General features: G+C 44.5%; 14 protein-coding genes. 3 read left to right on the top strand and 11 right to left on the bottom strand.

Going from position 1 to position 16,519, the window contains the following annotated elements; genetic code table 11:
• Positions 1–1,557: 1,557 nt before the first annotated feature.
• The 10 genes from BIY37_RS02600 to BIY37_RS02645 form a co-directional block, all read right to left on the bottom strand.
• Positions 1,558–2,082 carry a YkgJ family cysteine cluster protein gene (locus BIY37_RS02600; protein ID WP_070066283.1) on the bottom strand — a complete coding sequence of 175 codons (525 nt, stop codon included), beginning with the start codon at positions 2,080–2,082 and terminating at the stop codon, positions 1,558–1,560.
• Positions 2,083–2,240: 158 nt separating this feature from the next.
• Positions 2,241–3,914: an FAD-dependent oxidoreductase gene (locus BIY37_RS02605; RefSeq protein ID WP_070066284.1), complete on the bottom strand. Its 1,674-nt coding sequence runs from the start codon at positions 3,912–3,914 to the stop codon at positions 2,241–2,243.
• Positions 3,915–4,027: 113 nt separating this feature from the next.
• Positions 4,028–5,257, bottom strand: a complete 1,230-nt coding sequence (locus tag BIY37_RS02610; RefSeq protein ID WP_070066285.1) for a beta-ketoacyl-[acyl-carrier-protein] synthase family protein — start codon at positions 5,255–5,257, stop codon at positions 4,028–4,030.
• 81 nt (positions 5,258–5,338) lie between these two features.
• Entirely contained in the window at positions 5,339–6,550 is a 1,212-nt protein-coding gene (locus BIY37_RS02615; RefSeq protein ID WP_070066286.1) for a beta-ketoacyl-[acyl-carrier-protein] synthase family protein, read from the bottom strand.
• 172 nt (positions 6,551–6,722) lie between these two features.
• On the bottom strand, positions 6,723–8,204 hold the full coding sequence (locus BIY37_RS02620; RefSeq protein ID WP_070066287.1) for a B12-binding domain-containing radical SAM protein: 1,482 nt from the start codon (positions 8,202–8,204) through the stop codon (positions 6,723–6,725).
• Positions 8,201–8,587, bottom strand: a complete 387-nt coding sequence (gene acpS, locus BIY37_RS02625) for a holo-ACP synthase (RefSeq protein ID WP_070066288.1) — start codon at positions 8,585–8,587, stop codon at positions 8,201–8,203. Before acpS ends, BIY37_RS02620 begins: the two co-directional genes overlap by 4 nt.
• 587 nt (positions 8,588–9,174) lie before the next feature.
• Complete coding sequence (locus BIY37_RS02630) at positions 9,175–9,363, bottom strand: hypothetical protein (RefSeq protein ID WP_070066289.1); 189 nt, start codon at positions 9,361–9,363, stop codon at positions 9,175–9,177.
• Between the two features lie 139 nt (positions 9,364–9,502).
• Positions 9,503–10,711, bottom strand: a complete 1,209-nt coding sequence (locus BIY37_RS02635) for an ABC transporter permease (protein ID WP_070066290.1) — start codon at positions 10,709–10,711, stop codon at positions 9,503–9,505.
• A 51-nt stretch (positions 10,712–10,762) separates the two neighbouring features.
• Positions 10,763–11,491, bottom strand: a complete 729-nt coding sequence (locus BIY37_RS02640) for an ABC transporter ATP-binding protein (RefSeq protein ID WP_070066291.1) — start codon at positions 11,489–11,491, stop codon at positions 10,763–10,765.
• Between the two features lie 3 nt (positions 11,492–11,494).
• Complete coding sequence (locus BIY37_RS02645) at positions 11,495–12,697, bottom strand: efflux RND transporter periplasmic adaptor subunit (RefSeq protein WP_070066292.1); 1,203 nt, start codon at positions 12,695–12,697, stop codon at positions 11,495–11,497.
• 192 nt (positions 12,698–12,889) lie between these two features.
• Here BIY37_RS02645 and BIY37_RS02650 point away from each other — a divergent pair, with 192 nt between their 5' ends.
• The 3 genes from BIY37_RS02650 to lpoB all read left to right on the top strand — a co-directional run bounded on the left by BIY37_RS02650 (position 12,890) and on the right by lpoB (position 15,610).
• On the top strand, positions 12,890–14,332 hold the full coding sequence (locus BIY37_RS02650; protein ID WP_070066293.1) for a COG3014 family protein: 1,443 nt from the start codon (positions 12,890–12,892) through the stop codon (positions 14,330–14,332).
• Positions 14,333–14,364: 32 nt separating this feature from the next.
• Positions 14,365–14,826 (top strand): YcfL family putative periplasmic lipoprotein, encoded by a 462-nt coding sequence (locus BIY37_RS02655; RefSeq protein WP_070066294.1) that lies wholly within the window; start codon positions 14,365–14,367, stop codon positions 14,824–14,826.
• A 190-nt stretch (positions 14,827–15,016) separates the two neighbouring features.
• Positions 15,017–15,610, top strand: coding sequence for a penicillin-binding protein activator LpoB (lpoB, locus tag BIY37_RS02660; RefSeq protein WP_070066295.1), 594 nt, complete (start codon positions 15,017–15,019; stop codon positions 15,608–15,610).
• Positions 15,611–15,670: 60 nt separating this feature from the next.
• Here lpoB and BIY37_RS02665 read toward each other — a convergent pair whose 3' ends face one another.
• Positions 15,671–16,435, bottom strand: a complete 765-nt coding sequence (locus tag BIY37_RS02665) for an MBL fold metallo-hydrolase (RefSeq protein WP_070066296.1) — start codon at positions 16,433–16,435, stop codon at positions 15,671–15,673.
• Between the last annotated feature and the right edge of the window lie 84 nt (positions 16,436–16,519).

Raw genomic sequence — 16,519 nt, forward strand, 5'->3', positions numbered from 1 at the left:
GTTTGTCCATGCCACCCGGAGACGAGGGTTTGTATCCGCTTCTCATGCCTGGAAAATGGTCAGGCATGAACTGGTACGATGGAGAAAGAAATCCTGCTCTGGCGGTTGATGAGATGTATCTCTAAATAGCAAAAAAGGGTGGCACGGACAAACTCGTTTATCCGTGCTTGTTCAAATACACACGTTTGAATGAATGATAAAACATGGACAAACAGAGTTTGTCCATGCCACCCTGTCTAACGTCTAATGAAAACTACAACGGTGTCATTTCGAACGGAGTGAGAAATCTTTTGAGCATTGAAATTGTAGGGTTTCAAGATTTCTTCCTTGGGCCGAATTGACAAAAGTATATGTCTTCGTTCAGACCCTGTGTATCAAACGGAATATTTCCCGATTGTGAATCCTTTGAAAATAGGGATAACTCAAGAATTGTTTCTTCCATGCGCGATCGCCTCATTGGTACAGAAGTTTTTCAAATAAAGTAATGCGAAAATCGTATTTCAAAGGGATACCTTGATTGTATAAATATTTTTATTTTGTTTAAGCGGGCAACAGGGTAGCACGGACAAACTTGTTTGTCCGTGCTTGCTTGAATGCACGCGTTGGAATGAATGATAAAACATGGACAAACAGGGTTTGTCCATGCCACCCTGTCTAACGTCTAATGAAAACTACCAACGGTGTCATTTCGAACGGAGTGAGAAATCTTTTGAGCATTGAAATTGCAGGGTTTCAAGATTTCTCCCTTGGGCCGAATTGACAAAGTATATGTCTTCGTTCAGATCCTGTGTATCAAACGGAATATTTCCCGATTGTGAATCCTTTGAAAATAGGGAGAACTCAAGAATTGTTTCTTCCATGCGCGATCGCCTCATTGGTACAGAAGTTTTTCAAATAAAGTAATGCGAAAATCGTATTTCAAAGGGATACCTTGATTGTATAAATATTTTTATTTTGTTTAAGCGGGCAACAGGGTAGCACGGACAAACTTGTTTGTCCGTGCTTGCTTGAATGCACGCGTTGGAATGAATGATAAAACATGGACAAACAGGGTTTGTCCATGCCACCCTGTCTAACGTCTAATGAAAACTACCAACGGTGTCATTTCGAACGGAGTGAGAAATCTTTTGAGCATTGAAATTGCAGGGTTTCAAGATTTCTCCCTTGGGCCGAATTGACAAAGTATATGTCTTCGTTCAGATCCTGTGTATCAAACGGAATATTTCCCGATTGTGAATCCTTTGAAAATAGGGAGAACTCAAGAATTGTTTCTTCCATGCGCGATCGCCTCATTGGTACAGAAGTTTTTCAAATAAAGTAATGCGAAAATCGTATTTCAAAGGGATACCTTGATTGTATAAATATTTTTATTTTGTTTAAGCGGGCAACAGGGTAGCACTGGCGAACTTCGTTTGTCCGTGCGATATATTCCGAACCATCGCGGCGAAATCTATGTCACCCGGTAAACGAAGACATCACGGGTTACGATTCTTCAGGATGGGATTGTGATATAAAATTCCGTTTGTGCTGGTTATGAAAATATGGTGGGATGTTTTATTACAAATCTTTTGCCAGCAGGCACACTCGCCTTGCTGTACAGGTGTCATCCCAGAGATGTGGCGGTATCTCATTCAGCATCTTCCAGTAATTTTTATCAATGAGTGGGATGAGCTTGTTTAATGACGATACGATATTTGATACATAGGCCTTGTCCTTTATCAGGGATTCTGTAAGCGGACAATAATCATCGATGAGCAGTTCCAATTCGTCATCAACGGTCAGATTCGGATAGAAGGGGTACAAACGGCATGCAATGGGACGATGTGCATGAATAAAGCATTGTACGCCATCGGTAAAGTTACACGTACTGCCGATGATTTCAAGGTTGCCTCCCGGCAAGGTGAGCGTTTCGTTAGATATGTGTTTGCCGCTTCGGGTAAAGATAAACTCATTCTCATACGGCAGAAGGACCGACAACGGCTTTTGTTCGCACCGTCCGTCACACTTCTCTATGCATGGCATGAAACCGAAACGGGTTGCATAGATTTCCTGATAAGCCTGAAACAACTTTTCCTTATTCATACGTAATAAGACTTTTCCTTAATTAGCCAAATCTTTGGTGACTCTAAACTCCCTTTCACGAGTGGGACAAGCACCCCCGCTTGTCATAAATAGTGTCAACCGGGGATAACTGAACTACCAATGAGCCGAGGGGGATGTGTACCGTTGCTTAGACACTTCTATTTTTCTAATCCATACACCCACGCCAAAATACTGCCATCCATGTACTTTATGTTAGGAAATCCTGCATTTCTCAGGATGCGATAGGCTTGCGCAGCGCGCAGGCCTGAGCGACAATAGGCAACAATTTCTTTCGAACGATCGAGTTCCTGTATCCGTGCAGTCAGTTTGTCCAGGGGAATGTGTTTACATCCCTTGATATGTCCATTCTGGTATTCTGATTCTGTTCTGACGTCAAGCAACACAAGAACCTCCCCCCTTTCCAGTCTTTCTGCGACCTCGTGAGGAAGAATACCTACGGTCCTCCCTGAGAGTTTATTGCCTAAAATATTGGCGGCTACGATAATGGCATCCATGGCCATGGCATAGGGTGGGGCATAGGCCAGGTCGAGTTTTGAGACCTGATCAACCGTTGCGCCAAAGGTCAGCGCTGTTGCAATAACATCGATACGTTTGTCAACCGTACCTTCCCCAACGATCTCTGCACCCAGGAGTTTTTTTGTAGCCCTGTCAGCAATGAGTTTGATAATAATTTCCTTTGTGCCCGGGTAGTAATGTGCCTTATCCCCGGCCGGGTAAATGGTAGCCTCAACCTGAAAGCCCTCTTTCACAGCCTCCCGTTCGGAGAGACCGGCCTTTCCTACGTGGAGTTCGAAAACCTTTACGATGAGGGCGCTCACAACGCCGGGAAAGGTGTCAAAACCACCGGTGGCATTCACTGCGGCAACCCGGCCCATCTTCGCTGCCGTTGAGCCCAGGGCAATCCATGCGGGTTTCTTTGTTACCAGATGGATGTTCTCAGCGCAATCGCCAACAGCATAAACATCGGGGATATTTGTTTCCATCCGTTCATTTACCTTTATGGCACGTGTTGCGCCAATCTCTATACCAGCCTCCTGAGCCAGTTTGGTATTGGGCTTGATGCCGATAGAGAGGATAACCATATCTGTCTGCAGTTGTCGTTTCCCGGTAATTACGGTTGTTACAACACCACTGCCGTTTCCTTCAAAGGACTTTACTCCATCGGATGTAATAATCTCGACGCCTTTTTGAACCATATGATTCTGGACGAGCAACGCCATGTCCCTGTCCAAAGGGGAGAGGATTTGGTCAAGGAGTTCAACGACCGTTACCCGGATACCCCGCAGCATCAGATTTTCAACCATTTCCATACCAATAAGCCCGCCACCCACGATTACAGCGTTTCTGACCTTTCCGCCGTCAACACATGCCTTTATCTTTAATGCATCCTTTACCGTTCTCAAGGTAAAGATATTTCCCAGAGAAACCCCAGGCAGTGGCGGAACGATAGGTTGCGCCCCTGTGGCAATGATAAGTTTATCGTACGGGAAAGTGAGGTCTCTGTTTTTCTCCAGTTCCCTGACTTTAACCTGTTTTGACCTGGTGTCAATGGCTGTTGCCCGATGCCGGGTAAGGACATCGATGTTATGCATATCCTTAAAATAGGAAGGTTCGCGGAGGATAAGTTTCTTTGAGTCTTTAATAACGTCTCCAATATAATAAGGCATGCCGCAACCCGCGTAGGAAATGAATTGGTCGTCCGTTATTACCGTAATTTTCAGAGATGGTGATTCACGCCGTGCCTTTGCTGCCGCCTTCATTCCTGCCGCCACGCCACCGATAATTACGAGATTTTTGGGATCGTTTGTCATAGGTACTTCCGGTAGCAAAACCATTGCTCAAGTTAAGAAACTAAAAAAGATCATATCACAAAATGGTAAATAAACAATTGTGAAAAAGGATCCGACACGAAAAGACGCACGCTTTACTTCACCCTGCTTATTACGAAACAGGAATTATTTCCCTCATAATCCATGGTATTTATGAGCGCGTTCTCTATATGTTTCCTGACAGGTTTTTCGAGGATAAGATTCAGATCGATCCCGGGATCTTTTTCCCTGGAATGAATGATGTGCGGTATTTGGCCAGAGCTGATTGACAGGACGGTGGAAATGAGCTGGGCAGCGCCTGAAGCGCCATAGGACTCTCCCAGATTGGATTTAACCGCAGAGACTGCCACCCCGCAGTTTACGCCAAACAGGGACTGGATGGCTTTTGCTTCGATTGCATCCTGTAACCTGCAACCATTCGCATTTGCACTGATGAGATCTATACCTTCTTTCTCTACTCCTGCATTTATCAGCGCTTCATGCATGGCCCTTTCGGCACGATGGACGCAGATATCTGCCGGATGATTTTTAGCGCCCGTAAAGGTATTGCCAAACCCTCTGACCTCTGCGTATATATGGGCTCCTCTATGCAGTGCATGTTCGAGTTCTTCAAGAATGACGACATAACTGCCCTCCGCCATAATAAAGCCATTGCGGGCTTTGTCAAAAGGTGCGCTTGTCTCTCTTGCGCCATCAAGACCCGATAACAGGCCACGGAGATAAAATATCAGATACAAATCCATAGATACCTGTTCGACGCCGCCTGCCACGATTACCTTAACCACATCACGCTGAATCATCCTGAACGCATCTCCGATGGCATCGGCGCTGGACGTAAAACCAGAGGATATGGTACGGGCGAGTCCTTTTATTCCGAAAATAACGGAGACATAGTTGGTCGAAGAGTTTAATGCAACGTCGTAGCTCAGCATGGGCGACAACTCAGATGGATTGTCCCGGATGATTTCATAGAAGTAGTCCGTTGTTTCTGAAAAGTTACCCAGAGACGAGCCGATGATAATACCCATCTGTTCTGGTTGAAAACTGCCCTGCGCCAGCCTTGCATCGTCCAGCGCCATTTTAGAGGCAGATCCCAAAAACCGCGTACCTTTGTTCAAATACTTTAAACCTTTGCTGCCAAGGTATATTTCTGGTTTAAAGTCACGGACCACGCCTCCGAGTTTGCATGTATAAGGTGAGAGATCAAAGGCAGACATGGGTGCGATGCCGGATTTCCCGGCAATGAGATTATTCCAGAAGCCCTCTTTACCGCATCCCATGGGGGATACGACACCCAAACCTGTAACAACAACTCTTTTTTTCATATCATCATTTTAACTATAGTATTGCCTGACAGATACGGATAAGGGGTTCACACCCATCCATCCGGCAGGCTCCGGATATGCTTAACCCATCCTGCTGAATATCGTCGTGGCGTTATTGCCGCCGAAGGCAAAGGAGTTATTTACGATGTGGTCCACCTTTACCTCTCGTGCTGCGTTGGGTACATAATCGAGGTCGCACTCAGGATCCGGTGTTTCATAATTAATTGTCGGCGGCACAATTCCGTGCCTGAGCGTCAGGCAGCAGACGACCGATTCCACAGCGCTGGCAGCGCCCATGAGATGCCCGATCATCGATTTGGTGGAACTGCAGGGAATCTTATATGCGTCCTCGTTGAATACGCGTTTTATCGCAATGGTTTCTGTCCTGTCATTATGCGGTGTGCCTGTGCCATGGGCATTGATATAACCGATTTGCCGGGGAGAAAGTTTTGCCATCTTCAGCGCATCGCTCATGCACTTCACCGCGCCATCTCCTTCAGGATGGGGCGCCGTCATATGGAACCCGTCACAGCTCAGTCCGTAACCAGACATCTCCGCAATAATCATCGCGCCGCGTTCTCTGGCAAATTCATAACGCTCCATGATCAAGATTCCTGCCCCTTCTCCAATCATAAGCCCCTGGCGATTTTTATCAAACGGCTGACAACGTTCGGGCGCCAGCGCTTTCAAATTATGAAAATGGGTAAATTCCGTTTGCGGGATCATGTCGCCGCCGCCAACCATTACGACATCAACCTTATTGTCAATAAGGAGGTCGTACGCCCATGCGATAGCGTGGTTACCGGATGAACAGGCGTTCAGCGAGATCATGGCCGGCCCTTCAAAATCAAAATTCTGAGACAACATGTTTGTAATCGAATTGGGGGGGTAAACGGCTGCGACGATTTTATCGAAACCGTTATCTTTTTTTGAAACATCTAATCGCAGGAGTCTCTCAAACGGCGTTAATTCGGCTGCCAATGTCCCGATGGCAAGGCTGAATCGTTCCCGATTGAATCTCGTGTCGCCAAGTAAACCACTTTCCTGTAATGCCTCTCGGGCTGCGTAGTAAACGTATTTGTGGATCGTGTTTTCCCTGATCTGATTCTCCAGGGCAAAGTCCCATTGGAAATTTTTTACCTCACAGGAGCGATGAACTTTATATTTTGAGGTATCAAAGGACTTCATCTCATTGGCGCCGTTTCTACCCTGGATGAACGATTCCCAGCTTTCTCTGACGCCGATCCCGACAGGGGTGACCAATCCTAATCCTGTTATGACGACTTTTGACATAGGCTTCAATCTCTGTTTCAGCTTACCTTGACTCCTCTAATCTCTCCCGTTTGGGGCTGAAAAAATGATTTTCACCCCTTTGGTCAGGAAAATCAGACGGCGTTGCTGAATGTTCCCAATAAATACGAGAAGTCAACCGTCTACGTGCTGACAAGAGGAATTACACCGTTTCTTAAGAAGACGCCTCAATTGGCGTCATCTCCAACTTTTTTCCTGTTTTCTTTGATTGATGGTAATGTTTTAATGCCTCATCATAGAACCCGGATGTCTGCAATTCCTTGAGATTCTGGATCAGGTGCTGATAAACGGTTTGCCAATCCAGATTGACCCGGAAGGCGAACATAGCGGCATTCATATTATCTTTCAGTGTTTCTTTTGCATTCTGGAATCTCTGCCGGAGCACCTCGGTAGCATAAATCCTGTCATACAAATACTGAAATCCATCGATGAGTTCCTGAAGTGACATGTTTTTCAGGACATAGGTGAGATGATGAGACGTATAATACTTCCAATCTTCAGGAAAGTGTGTCCGGAAGAGCCTTCCTTCACCGTTTAGCCGGTGATACAGCGGCGTATTAATGAACGGGCATAAAATGCCACAGGTCATGATATCAACGTGGGAATCAAGCACGAAATCGGCGACCTGTTTAAAAGTCTCCGGGGCATCAGCATCATTGCCAAAGACCATTGTCCCCCATACAGCAAGGCCGTGCTTGCGGATATTGGCTATCGCCTCAAAATAATTTTGAATGGAGATACGTAAATTTACGTTCTTATTCATCGTCTTCAAGGCCTCTTCATTGATGGATTCAATGCCGATGAGCACCCCAACACACCCGCTCTTCTTCATATATTCGAGGGTTTCATCATCTTTATAGATATTGAGTGAGGTAAAACCAAACCAGTTCTGATAAATGCCCCTTTCCACCAAACCCTTGAAAAGGTCGCGGACCCGCTCATTGGATTTTTTGCTGTGTCCGTAAAAATTTTCATCCGTGAGTATCAAACCGCGGTACTGTCCCTTAATAGATTCGAATTCGTCAAGTACATCTTCAATGGGCCTTTCCCGGTATTTCCGTCCCTGAAACTGCGGTACAGAGCAGAACTCACAGTTAAAGGGACATCCGGCCGTAGTTATGATACCGGAGTAACGGTATTTGTATTTATCCTTTAAATATTTTCTGTCCGGACGCAATCCCTGATACAACTCCATGGGGGTCAGGACACCGTCGTATCTTTTCCGGAGACAGCCTTTTTCAAAATCCCCGATGATCTTTTCCCAGGTCGTTACCGCTTCTCTGGTCACAACGCAATCCACATATTTTGCCGCCTCTTCCGGATAACTTGTTGCGTGAATGCCGCCCATAATCACGGGTATGCCACGTTTTCTACAGGCGGTAGCTATCTGATACGCCCGATTGGCCTGGTAACTAACCGAGGTAATGCCAACCAGATCAGCCCCACCAAAAGTAATATCCCCGGCCTTTTCGTCAATCGCCAGTTCCTGGGTTTCATCAATGATATCCACCTGCCAGTGTTTTGGAGTTAACACCTTCAGATAGCCGAGATTTACAGGCATTTGATTTAACACGGAGACATTTTCTTCTCCCACATTTCCGATCGGATGAGGATTGATTAATATCAGTCTTTTCATGAAAATTCCTCTTTTTTGGGCACTAACAGTACTTGAGCAATGGCATAGTCATGACAGTGGGACAATGATACAGAGATATTACCTATCTGTTTCTTGTCTGCTAATTCTTTTACACTGCCATACAAGTTCAAATAAGGCCTTCCCTTTTCATCATTTAAGAGTTCAATATCCGTCCATTTCATTTTATCAGCCCAACCTGTTCCCAATGCCTTGAACATTGCTTCTTTTGAGGCGAAACGGGCTGCATAATGTTGATATTTGTTCTTCCGTTGCTTGCAATACTCTACCTCTTTTTCTGTATATATCCTTCTCAGGAAATTCTCATTGGCAGAAAACAGTCTTTCAATACGCTTTATTTCTATAATATCAATACCAACATACATAGATTATTTACGGGCGCTTTCAATCGTTGTAACTGCTTAAAGCATGAGAATCTATTTGGAAAAGGGGCATTTTACAGGCTTGCAAAATTAATGTCAACGACAATTTAACGCTACTCGTGGCGTATAACGGACAAGGGGAGAAGATTTTGCTTACAACCTGCCTAGGGACGCCTACGAATTCGGAACGGTTTTGATTTCTCTATGGGCTGTGTTTTTTTCCTGCCAAAATAGCATGGATAATAGTTTTGATTCTAAAAAGAGCGGAAAATGCTCAATGATGGTCATTGCCGGAAGAAATGATCAATTTTAATGTATAGGGATTTGAAAATATTTCATTGTTCCGTTAACCCATCCCCGAATCCCCTCCCGGGAGGATTCGGGGTGGGTTAAATGCGTTGAGTATTACCTTTTAAAACTCAACCTAATGGAGATGGTTATTGCGCCTTGTCAGTAGAAAATCAAGAGACCCTTTTCTTGTTGTCCGAATCTCTTGTTCTGGGATCCGTGTTTATTCGGGTAATAATGGATACGCTGGAAATAGCATCATTATCCCCCTCCGGTAATTTGTTATGACACTCATTCCGGTGTTACTGATCCTGTATGACAAAATTGGCGCTGTCATTCAGCGAAGCTGCATATGAACCGATAGGACACAGCACTTTACTATCCGTTTCGCAGCGAATCAGCAACTTCCACAGTGACTCCAGGTTCTCTTTTTCATGTTCCGTTTCCGGAATCATCTTGATCCTGGTCTGGCTTTCTATTGAAATTTTCATGAAATAGCTCCTTTCCCCCATTCTGACACAGAGTAATATGAACGGACTATTGTATTATGAATACATGACGTGTTGCGATTTTTTACTATAAATGAAAATAGTCCCGGAATCAATCTTCTTTTTACCAGAAATCTTTCTTTTATTCATACCGGAGCGCCTCGATGGGATTAAGCCCCGACGCTTTTCTTGCCGGATAATAGCCAAAAAAGATACCAACCATGTTTGAAAAGAGAAAAGCAACAGCAATAGACAATGGAGACAGTAACGATGGCCATCCCCCATAGTAAGAAACTAATTTTGACATAAAAATACCAAACATTATCCCAATTACCCCACCAAGAGAGCTGAGGACGGTTGACTCTATCAGAAACTGGAACAGGATATCCTTCCCCTTAGCTCCGACTGCCATCCTGATACCAATCTCTCTCGTCCTTTCGGTAGTGGAGACCAGCATAATATTCATAATACCGATACCCCCTACAAACAGGGATACGAGTGCAATGCTGCCCAGGAGGATGGCCATGGTGCGGCTTGTTTCCAATACGGTTGAAGCAAATTCAACCTGACTGATAACCGTGAAATCATTCTCTTCACCGGGTTTCAGCCGGTGGCGTTGTCTTAAGAGAGAAGTAATCTGGTCAATTGCCTCAAACCTTGTCTCCGCTGTGGTTGTTGAAGCAAGGACATAGCCAATATAGGTAACCCCCATAATCTTTCTCTGTACCGTCGTGTAAGGCATGAGAACCATGTCATCCTGATCCTGGCCTGTTGGTGATTGACCTTTGGCGCTCAGTACCCCAATTACCCTGAAGGGTACGTTATGCACGCGAACCCATTTGTCAACGGGGTCTAATGTCCCAAAAAGGTTGGTTACCACGGTTTGCCCCAGTACGCAGACCTTTGCCATAATATTTACATCCTGCTGAGTGATAAACCTCCCGGCTTCCAGCGGCCAGTTCCGTATAATCTGATAATCTTGTCCCGCCCCCGACACCCCGGTTGTCCAATTCATATTACCGTAAACAACCTGAGTGGTAGTCCTGACACCAGGCGAAACGTAATTAACCGCACTGCATTCTTTTCCCATAGCAACAGCGTCTTCTGCCGTTAAGGTGATCGTTCCCGTGGTACCCCGGGAAGCGGCATGTGTGATGCTGACGGGGATAATGATGAGGACATTTGTCCCTAAACTCTCCAACTGTTTTTCGACAAAGGCCTTGGCTCCCTGCCCTATACTTACCATAACAATTACGGCGCCAACACCAATAACAATACCAAGGATAGTCAACGAGGAGCGCAACTTATTCCTCATAATTGCGCGTAAAGCTATTTTTAGAAGCGCTGACATGGTTACGAAATATCTTCTTTAAAAATTACGGTAACAATTTACGGGGTTATTTCATAAAGATGCCTGTGCCTGAGACACCGGTGCGCTGGAAGCTTGAGAAGGCGTATCACTTAGCACCTTGCCATCTTTGAGAACAATCACCCTGCGGGCGTATTGTGCAATATCCGTTTCATGGGTAACGAGCACGATGGTAATACCCAGGTTGTGGTTGAGATCGGTGAGTACACTCATGACATCCTTGCTGGTAGCGCTATCCAGGTTTCCCGTCGGTTCGTCGGCAAGGAGCAGGGTGGGATTATTAACGACGGCCCGTGCAATAGCAACACGCTGCTGTTGCCCACCGGATAACTGATTGGGATAATGTTTTTGAAGCCCTTCCAGACCCAGAGTCCGCATTATTTGATAGATCCTTTCCAGATCGTTTTTGGATATCCTCTTGCTATAGATAAGAGGTAGTTCGATATTCTCCACTACCGTAGTCCGGCTGAGCAGGTTAAAACTCTGAAACACAAATCCTAGTTTCTTGTTGCGAATTTCGGCCAATTCATTTTTTGAAAACCGGGAAACTTCGACACCTTCCAGATAATATTTCCCCCGGGTAGGACTATCAAGACATCCGAGTATATGCATCAGAGTAGACTTGCCAGACCCCGACGCCCCCATAATAGCAACAAATTCCCCTTTTTTCATCGTCAGAGATATACCGTTTAAGGCTGCGACCTTAACCTCCTCCATCTCATATATCTTATAAACATCCGCCAACACTATGATATCATTCATGATTTAATAACGGGCCCTGCCCCATGGAACTTTTTGCTGGCCTTTTTCAACTGTCCTGGGAAGTATTTCTCCAATCACAACCTCCTGACCTTCTTTTATATCGCCTTCTAAGATTTCCGTAAAACTATCATTACCTATTCCCAGTTTTACAGCAACGTGCTTTAGTTTTTCTTTGTCCAGCACCCAAATATGTGAGGTAGTTTTCTTTACAAATTTTTTGTCAGCAAGTGACTTTTGGCCTATTTCGCCTTTTAAGATTTCCGAAGGGGTGTACCGCAACGCAGCATTTGGAATCCGCAAGACGCCTTCTTCTTTAGCCACCAAAACGGAGGTATTTGCCGTCATTCCGGGCTTGAGCTTGAGGGATGAATTATCGACATTGATTATCGTATCGTATGTCACAACATTTTGAAAGATAATGGGTGCCAAACGGATCTCGGCAACCTTGCCCTCAAAAAAATCCTCTGAAAATGCATCTACCGTAAATTTTGCATCCTGTCCTACCTTAACCATGCCGATATCGGCTTCATCAATATTCGTGTTGACCTGCATGTGAACCAGATCTTCGGCAATATTAAAGAGTACGGGGGTTTGAAAGCTGGATACAACGGTTTGTCCTACATCCACATTTCTGGAGATCACAATACCGTTTAAGGGAGAAAAAATTACCGTATGCTCTAAATCTGTTTTTGCAATTTCCAGGGCTGCTTTGGCCTGTAATACCTGTGCCTCTGCTAGTTTTACATCGGCTAAGCCTGCCTGATATATTGTCCGGGCAGAATCAAGTTCCTCAATAGAGATTACTTTTTTAGCAAACAATTTTTTTGAACGGTGGTAATTTCTCCGGTTGTTTTTAGAGTTCACTTTAGCTTTTTCAAGGGAAGCGATGGCCGTAGCAAGGGTTGCTTCTGCCTTTTTCACCTGATGTTCGTAAGGGATGGGGTCAATTTGAGCAACGACCTGCCCCGTCTTAACTTCAGAATTGTAGTCGGCATACAATTTTGCTATAAGACCAGTAACCTGACTACCAATGATTACGGTTCTTACAGGGTTTATGGTGCCGGTTGCCGTAACATATTTCGTGATAGTGCCGCGGTCAATCTTTTCCGTTTTGTACTGTATGGATTCTGTTTTACTAAGAAAATAGATTGATGCGACAATAATAGCAATAAGACACGGAACACCAATAAAGAAATATTTGTTCATAGTGTGAATAAAGATAATAAAATCTGCGCGTTATAGCAATGACATTTTTGAAAGTCGTTGTTTCAGGCAATTGGCCTTGACAGATAGTGATTCAACTATATAATTCCGAATGAAATAAAGAAGATAAGATCCTCCTGAAGGGCTGTCGGTGATTAAAAAAAGTACGTATGAGGAACAGATACACGGAGCGTTATGTCTGATCGATTGAGACAACTGTCTTTCGCCAGCCTGATCATTCCTTTTCTGTCGATTGCCGGTTGCTCCACTTCAAGCGTTTTCACCTCTTACACAACCATAATGAACCCCCTGATTGACGGGGTCAAGGTACGCAAATGTGATCATGCGCTTAACGTTCTCAAGAAACACCGGAAAGGCAAGGACAAAATTCTTTATCTCATGGAGCGTGGCCGTATTGCGCAGCTTAAGGATGACCTGGATATGAGTATAAAGGATTATGAGGCAGCAATAGAGGCCGTTCGGCATATGGAAGACAAAGCCATCATAAGCGCTTCGGATATTGGAGCGCAGGCATCCACATTTATCATGAACGATAACACGATTCCTTATAAGGGAGAAGGATATGAAAAGGTATTCTTGTATCAATTTCAGGCATTCAATTATCTGGCAAAAAAAGATATAGAAGGTGCTGGCGTTGAGGTTAGGCGCGCCAATCTCGAGCAGAATTTAGCGCTTGAAATGCATGAAAAAGAGGTGCAAAAGGCGGAAGAAAAAGCCAGGGAAAAAAGTATTGAGATGGGACAGGCTTACGCTAGCCTTGATTCTGCATACCGCACTATGGACGATGTGGCCGGTAAGGTAAAGAGCTCTTTCCAGAATGCGTATACCTTCTATTTGTCAGGAATAGTCTATGAGTTACTTAATCTGCCCAATGATGCATACATTGACTACAAAAAGGCCCTTCAGATTTTTCCGAACAATACTTATTTGCAACGCGATGTGTTGCGTCTGGCCAAAGGCCTCGGAATGAATCAGGAGTTGAAAGATTATGCCTCCATATTTCATATGACCAGGGATGCAGATGAAGATGGCAGGGGAGTTGAAAAAGCCGGAGAATTGATTGTTTTCTTCGAGAATGGGTTAGCCCCGCAAAAAAAAGAAATTAAAGTTCCCCTTCCCACTCCCTACGGGTTTTTGGCTGTTGCATTTCCCGTGTACACGGAAAAATGGTCTGGCATAGAGCCACTTTCTCTGTTTGAACCTGCGAACAAAAGCGTTTTTAGTGAGACAGAGCCTCTTTGTTATGTGCAGGCGCTGGCGGTAAAATCTCTGAAGGAAAAGATACCCGGGATGGTTGTCAGGCATCTCCTCAGATCTGCAGCTAAGGCGGCGTTCCAGATTGAGGCTAGAGATACCGCCGGAATTGCAGGAATGATATTTTCTTCGTTCTATAACGTTATTTCTGAAAAAGCCGATTTGAGAAGCTGGCTGACCTTGCCGCGTGATGTACAGATTATGCGTAATTACCTTTCTGCAGGAATACATCATTTGCGTATAGAGCATAAGGCATCGGGGGCATTCTCAGATGTGGATGTTTCCATTAACCAGGATGGGAAAACGATACTCAGGGTTATACGGGTAGGTTCTGTATTTTATATTACAACGATAGCTTTTTAAGAGATGAAACGATAAGAAAGGATGGAAGTGCCATGTCTGACCGTATTATAAAAAAAGCGCGGGATACCAAGTTGAGATATCTATGGATTGCAGTAGGTTTGATGGTATTGCCATGTGCCGGTTGTTCTACTGCGGTTATAGAAGGATCGGCGTCTGCAGTCTCCCGGCAGGATGGACAAACGGTTGTTAAAAACCAGATAAGGACAGATAATGATCGTATGGAGGGCCGCCTCCAAATCACGGATCTGAAGGCAGATTTTGCGGGGAACTTGCTCAGGGCACATGTTTCTTTGCTCAATAAGAATAATAATACCGGGAATTTCCAGTTTAAGTTTTCATGGTTTGACGAGAATGGAAATGAAATTGATTCTGACACCGATGCGTGGACACCGCTTATTTTGTATGGGAACGAGTCCAGGTCGTTACAAGCGATTGCCCCTGCGCCAAGCGTTAAAGAATTTAAGATAAAGATTCGGGAGTTATCCATGGAGTAGAACGGAAAGGGACAATCTTTTCGATGTCCAGGCCTTTCGGGGATTGTTATGACATCTTTTAACAAAATGATGAATCAGGCTGACCCTGGCAGGGCTGACTCATGAATTTCATATTTTGGAGTTTGTCTTTTTCGGTTTATTCGGGTCGGACATAATGAGAAGGAATTTTATCATAAGGAGGATACAGAGAATGAATGGGTTAAAGAAGATGATTTATGGTTTGTGCTTTGTGGTGGGTGCAGGATGCGCTACGAGCGTAAAGTATGAGGATGCAACAAAGGTTGAAACAACGACTGCTGATTTTGGTTCAACGGATTTACAACAGATTGCCAACAAAATGGTTGATTCTCTCCTTTCCTTTCCTCCAATTATACAAACGACAACCGAACGGAGTCCGATCATTTTTGTAGACACCATAAAAAACAAAACCCTGGAACACATCGATACCGAATCTATTACAGATTCTATCAGAACGAAGATATTGCGTTCAGGCAAGTTTCGTTTTGTTGACATGACAAAGGTGGAAGCTGCGAAGAAGCAGTTTGAATTCCAAAACGAAAGCGGTATGGTGAATCAAGCCACAGCAGCAGCCTTTGGCCGTAACATTGGGGCAGAATACATGCTGTACGGCAATTTTGCAAGTATTGTAAAGAAGTCCGATAACGTGAAAGACGTCTATTATAAATTTACCCTCAACCTTATGAAGCTGGAAACGGGAATTATCGAATGGGCTGACGAAAAAGAGATACGAAAAATTTCAAAACGCAGTTTGTTCGGCTGGTAGAGATACACAGCAACGGACAATACCGCAAGCGGTCTCTTTCTGAAAGGCGGTTCCGGATAGTTATTTAAGATCAACGATAAGGCCATCAAAGGCGAATTCTACACCTGCGGGAAGTTTATTGTTGTCCTCTTCGTGCTCGATATCATGGCACATATGGGTAAAGTATGCCCTCTGTGGTTTCAGTTGTTTGACGATGCGTAACGCCTGTTCGATACTAAAGTGTTTTATATGCGGTATATAACGAAGCGCACCTAAGACAAGAACGTCGAGGTCTTTTAATTTTTCCAGGGACACATCGGGAATATCGCTGGCATCTGTAATATAAGCAAATTTGTCAAAACGGTAACCCGTTACTTCCCCCTCACCATGCACGGCTTCGATTGGTATAATCGGAAGACCTTCTACAGTCATATTATCGTTGATGTTCATCAAAGAAAACCTGGGTTTTGAGCCGCCGGGTTCGAAATGATTATTAAATACATAGGCAAATGTGCTGCGTATGGTATCAAGAGTTTTTGAAGTGCCATAAATGGGAATATCCCTATGCTGAACGATATTGAATCTTCGTAAATCGTCGAGTCCGAAAATATGGTCTGCGTGGGGGTGGGTAATGAATACGGCGTCCAGTCTCGTTACCTTATGGGTAATACACTGAAGCCTCAGTTCCGGGGTAGCATCAATAAGGATATTACGCCCGTTCGCACTCACCAATACGGATGTGCGCATTCGTTTATTTTTAGGATTTTCAGAGGTACAAACCTTACAATCGCAGGCTATCATAGGAACTCCGTGCGAAGTGCCGGTTCCCAGAAAAGTTACCTTCATAAACGCTTATCACCCCCCGTGGTGGATTGAATGATATCCTGGTAAGCCAAAATTCCATACAGAAACAATTCCAGCGATTTTTTC

It is taken from the genome of Candidatus Brocadia sapporoensis (genome assembly GCF_001753675.2).
GTDB classification, from domain to species: domain Bacteria; phylum Planctomycetota; class Brocadiia; order Brocadiales; family Brocadiaceae; genus Brocadia; species Brocadia sapporoensis.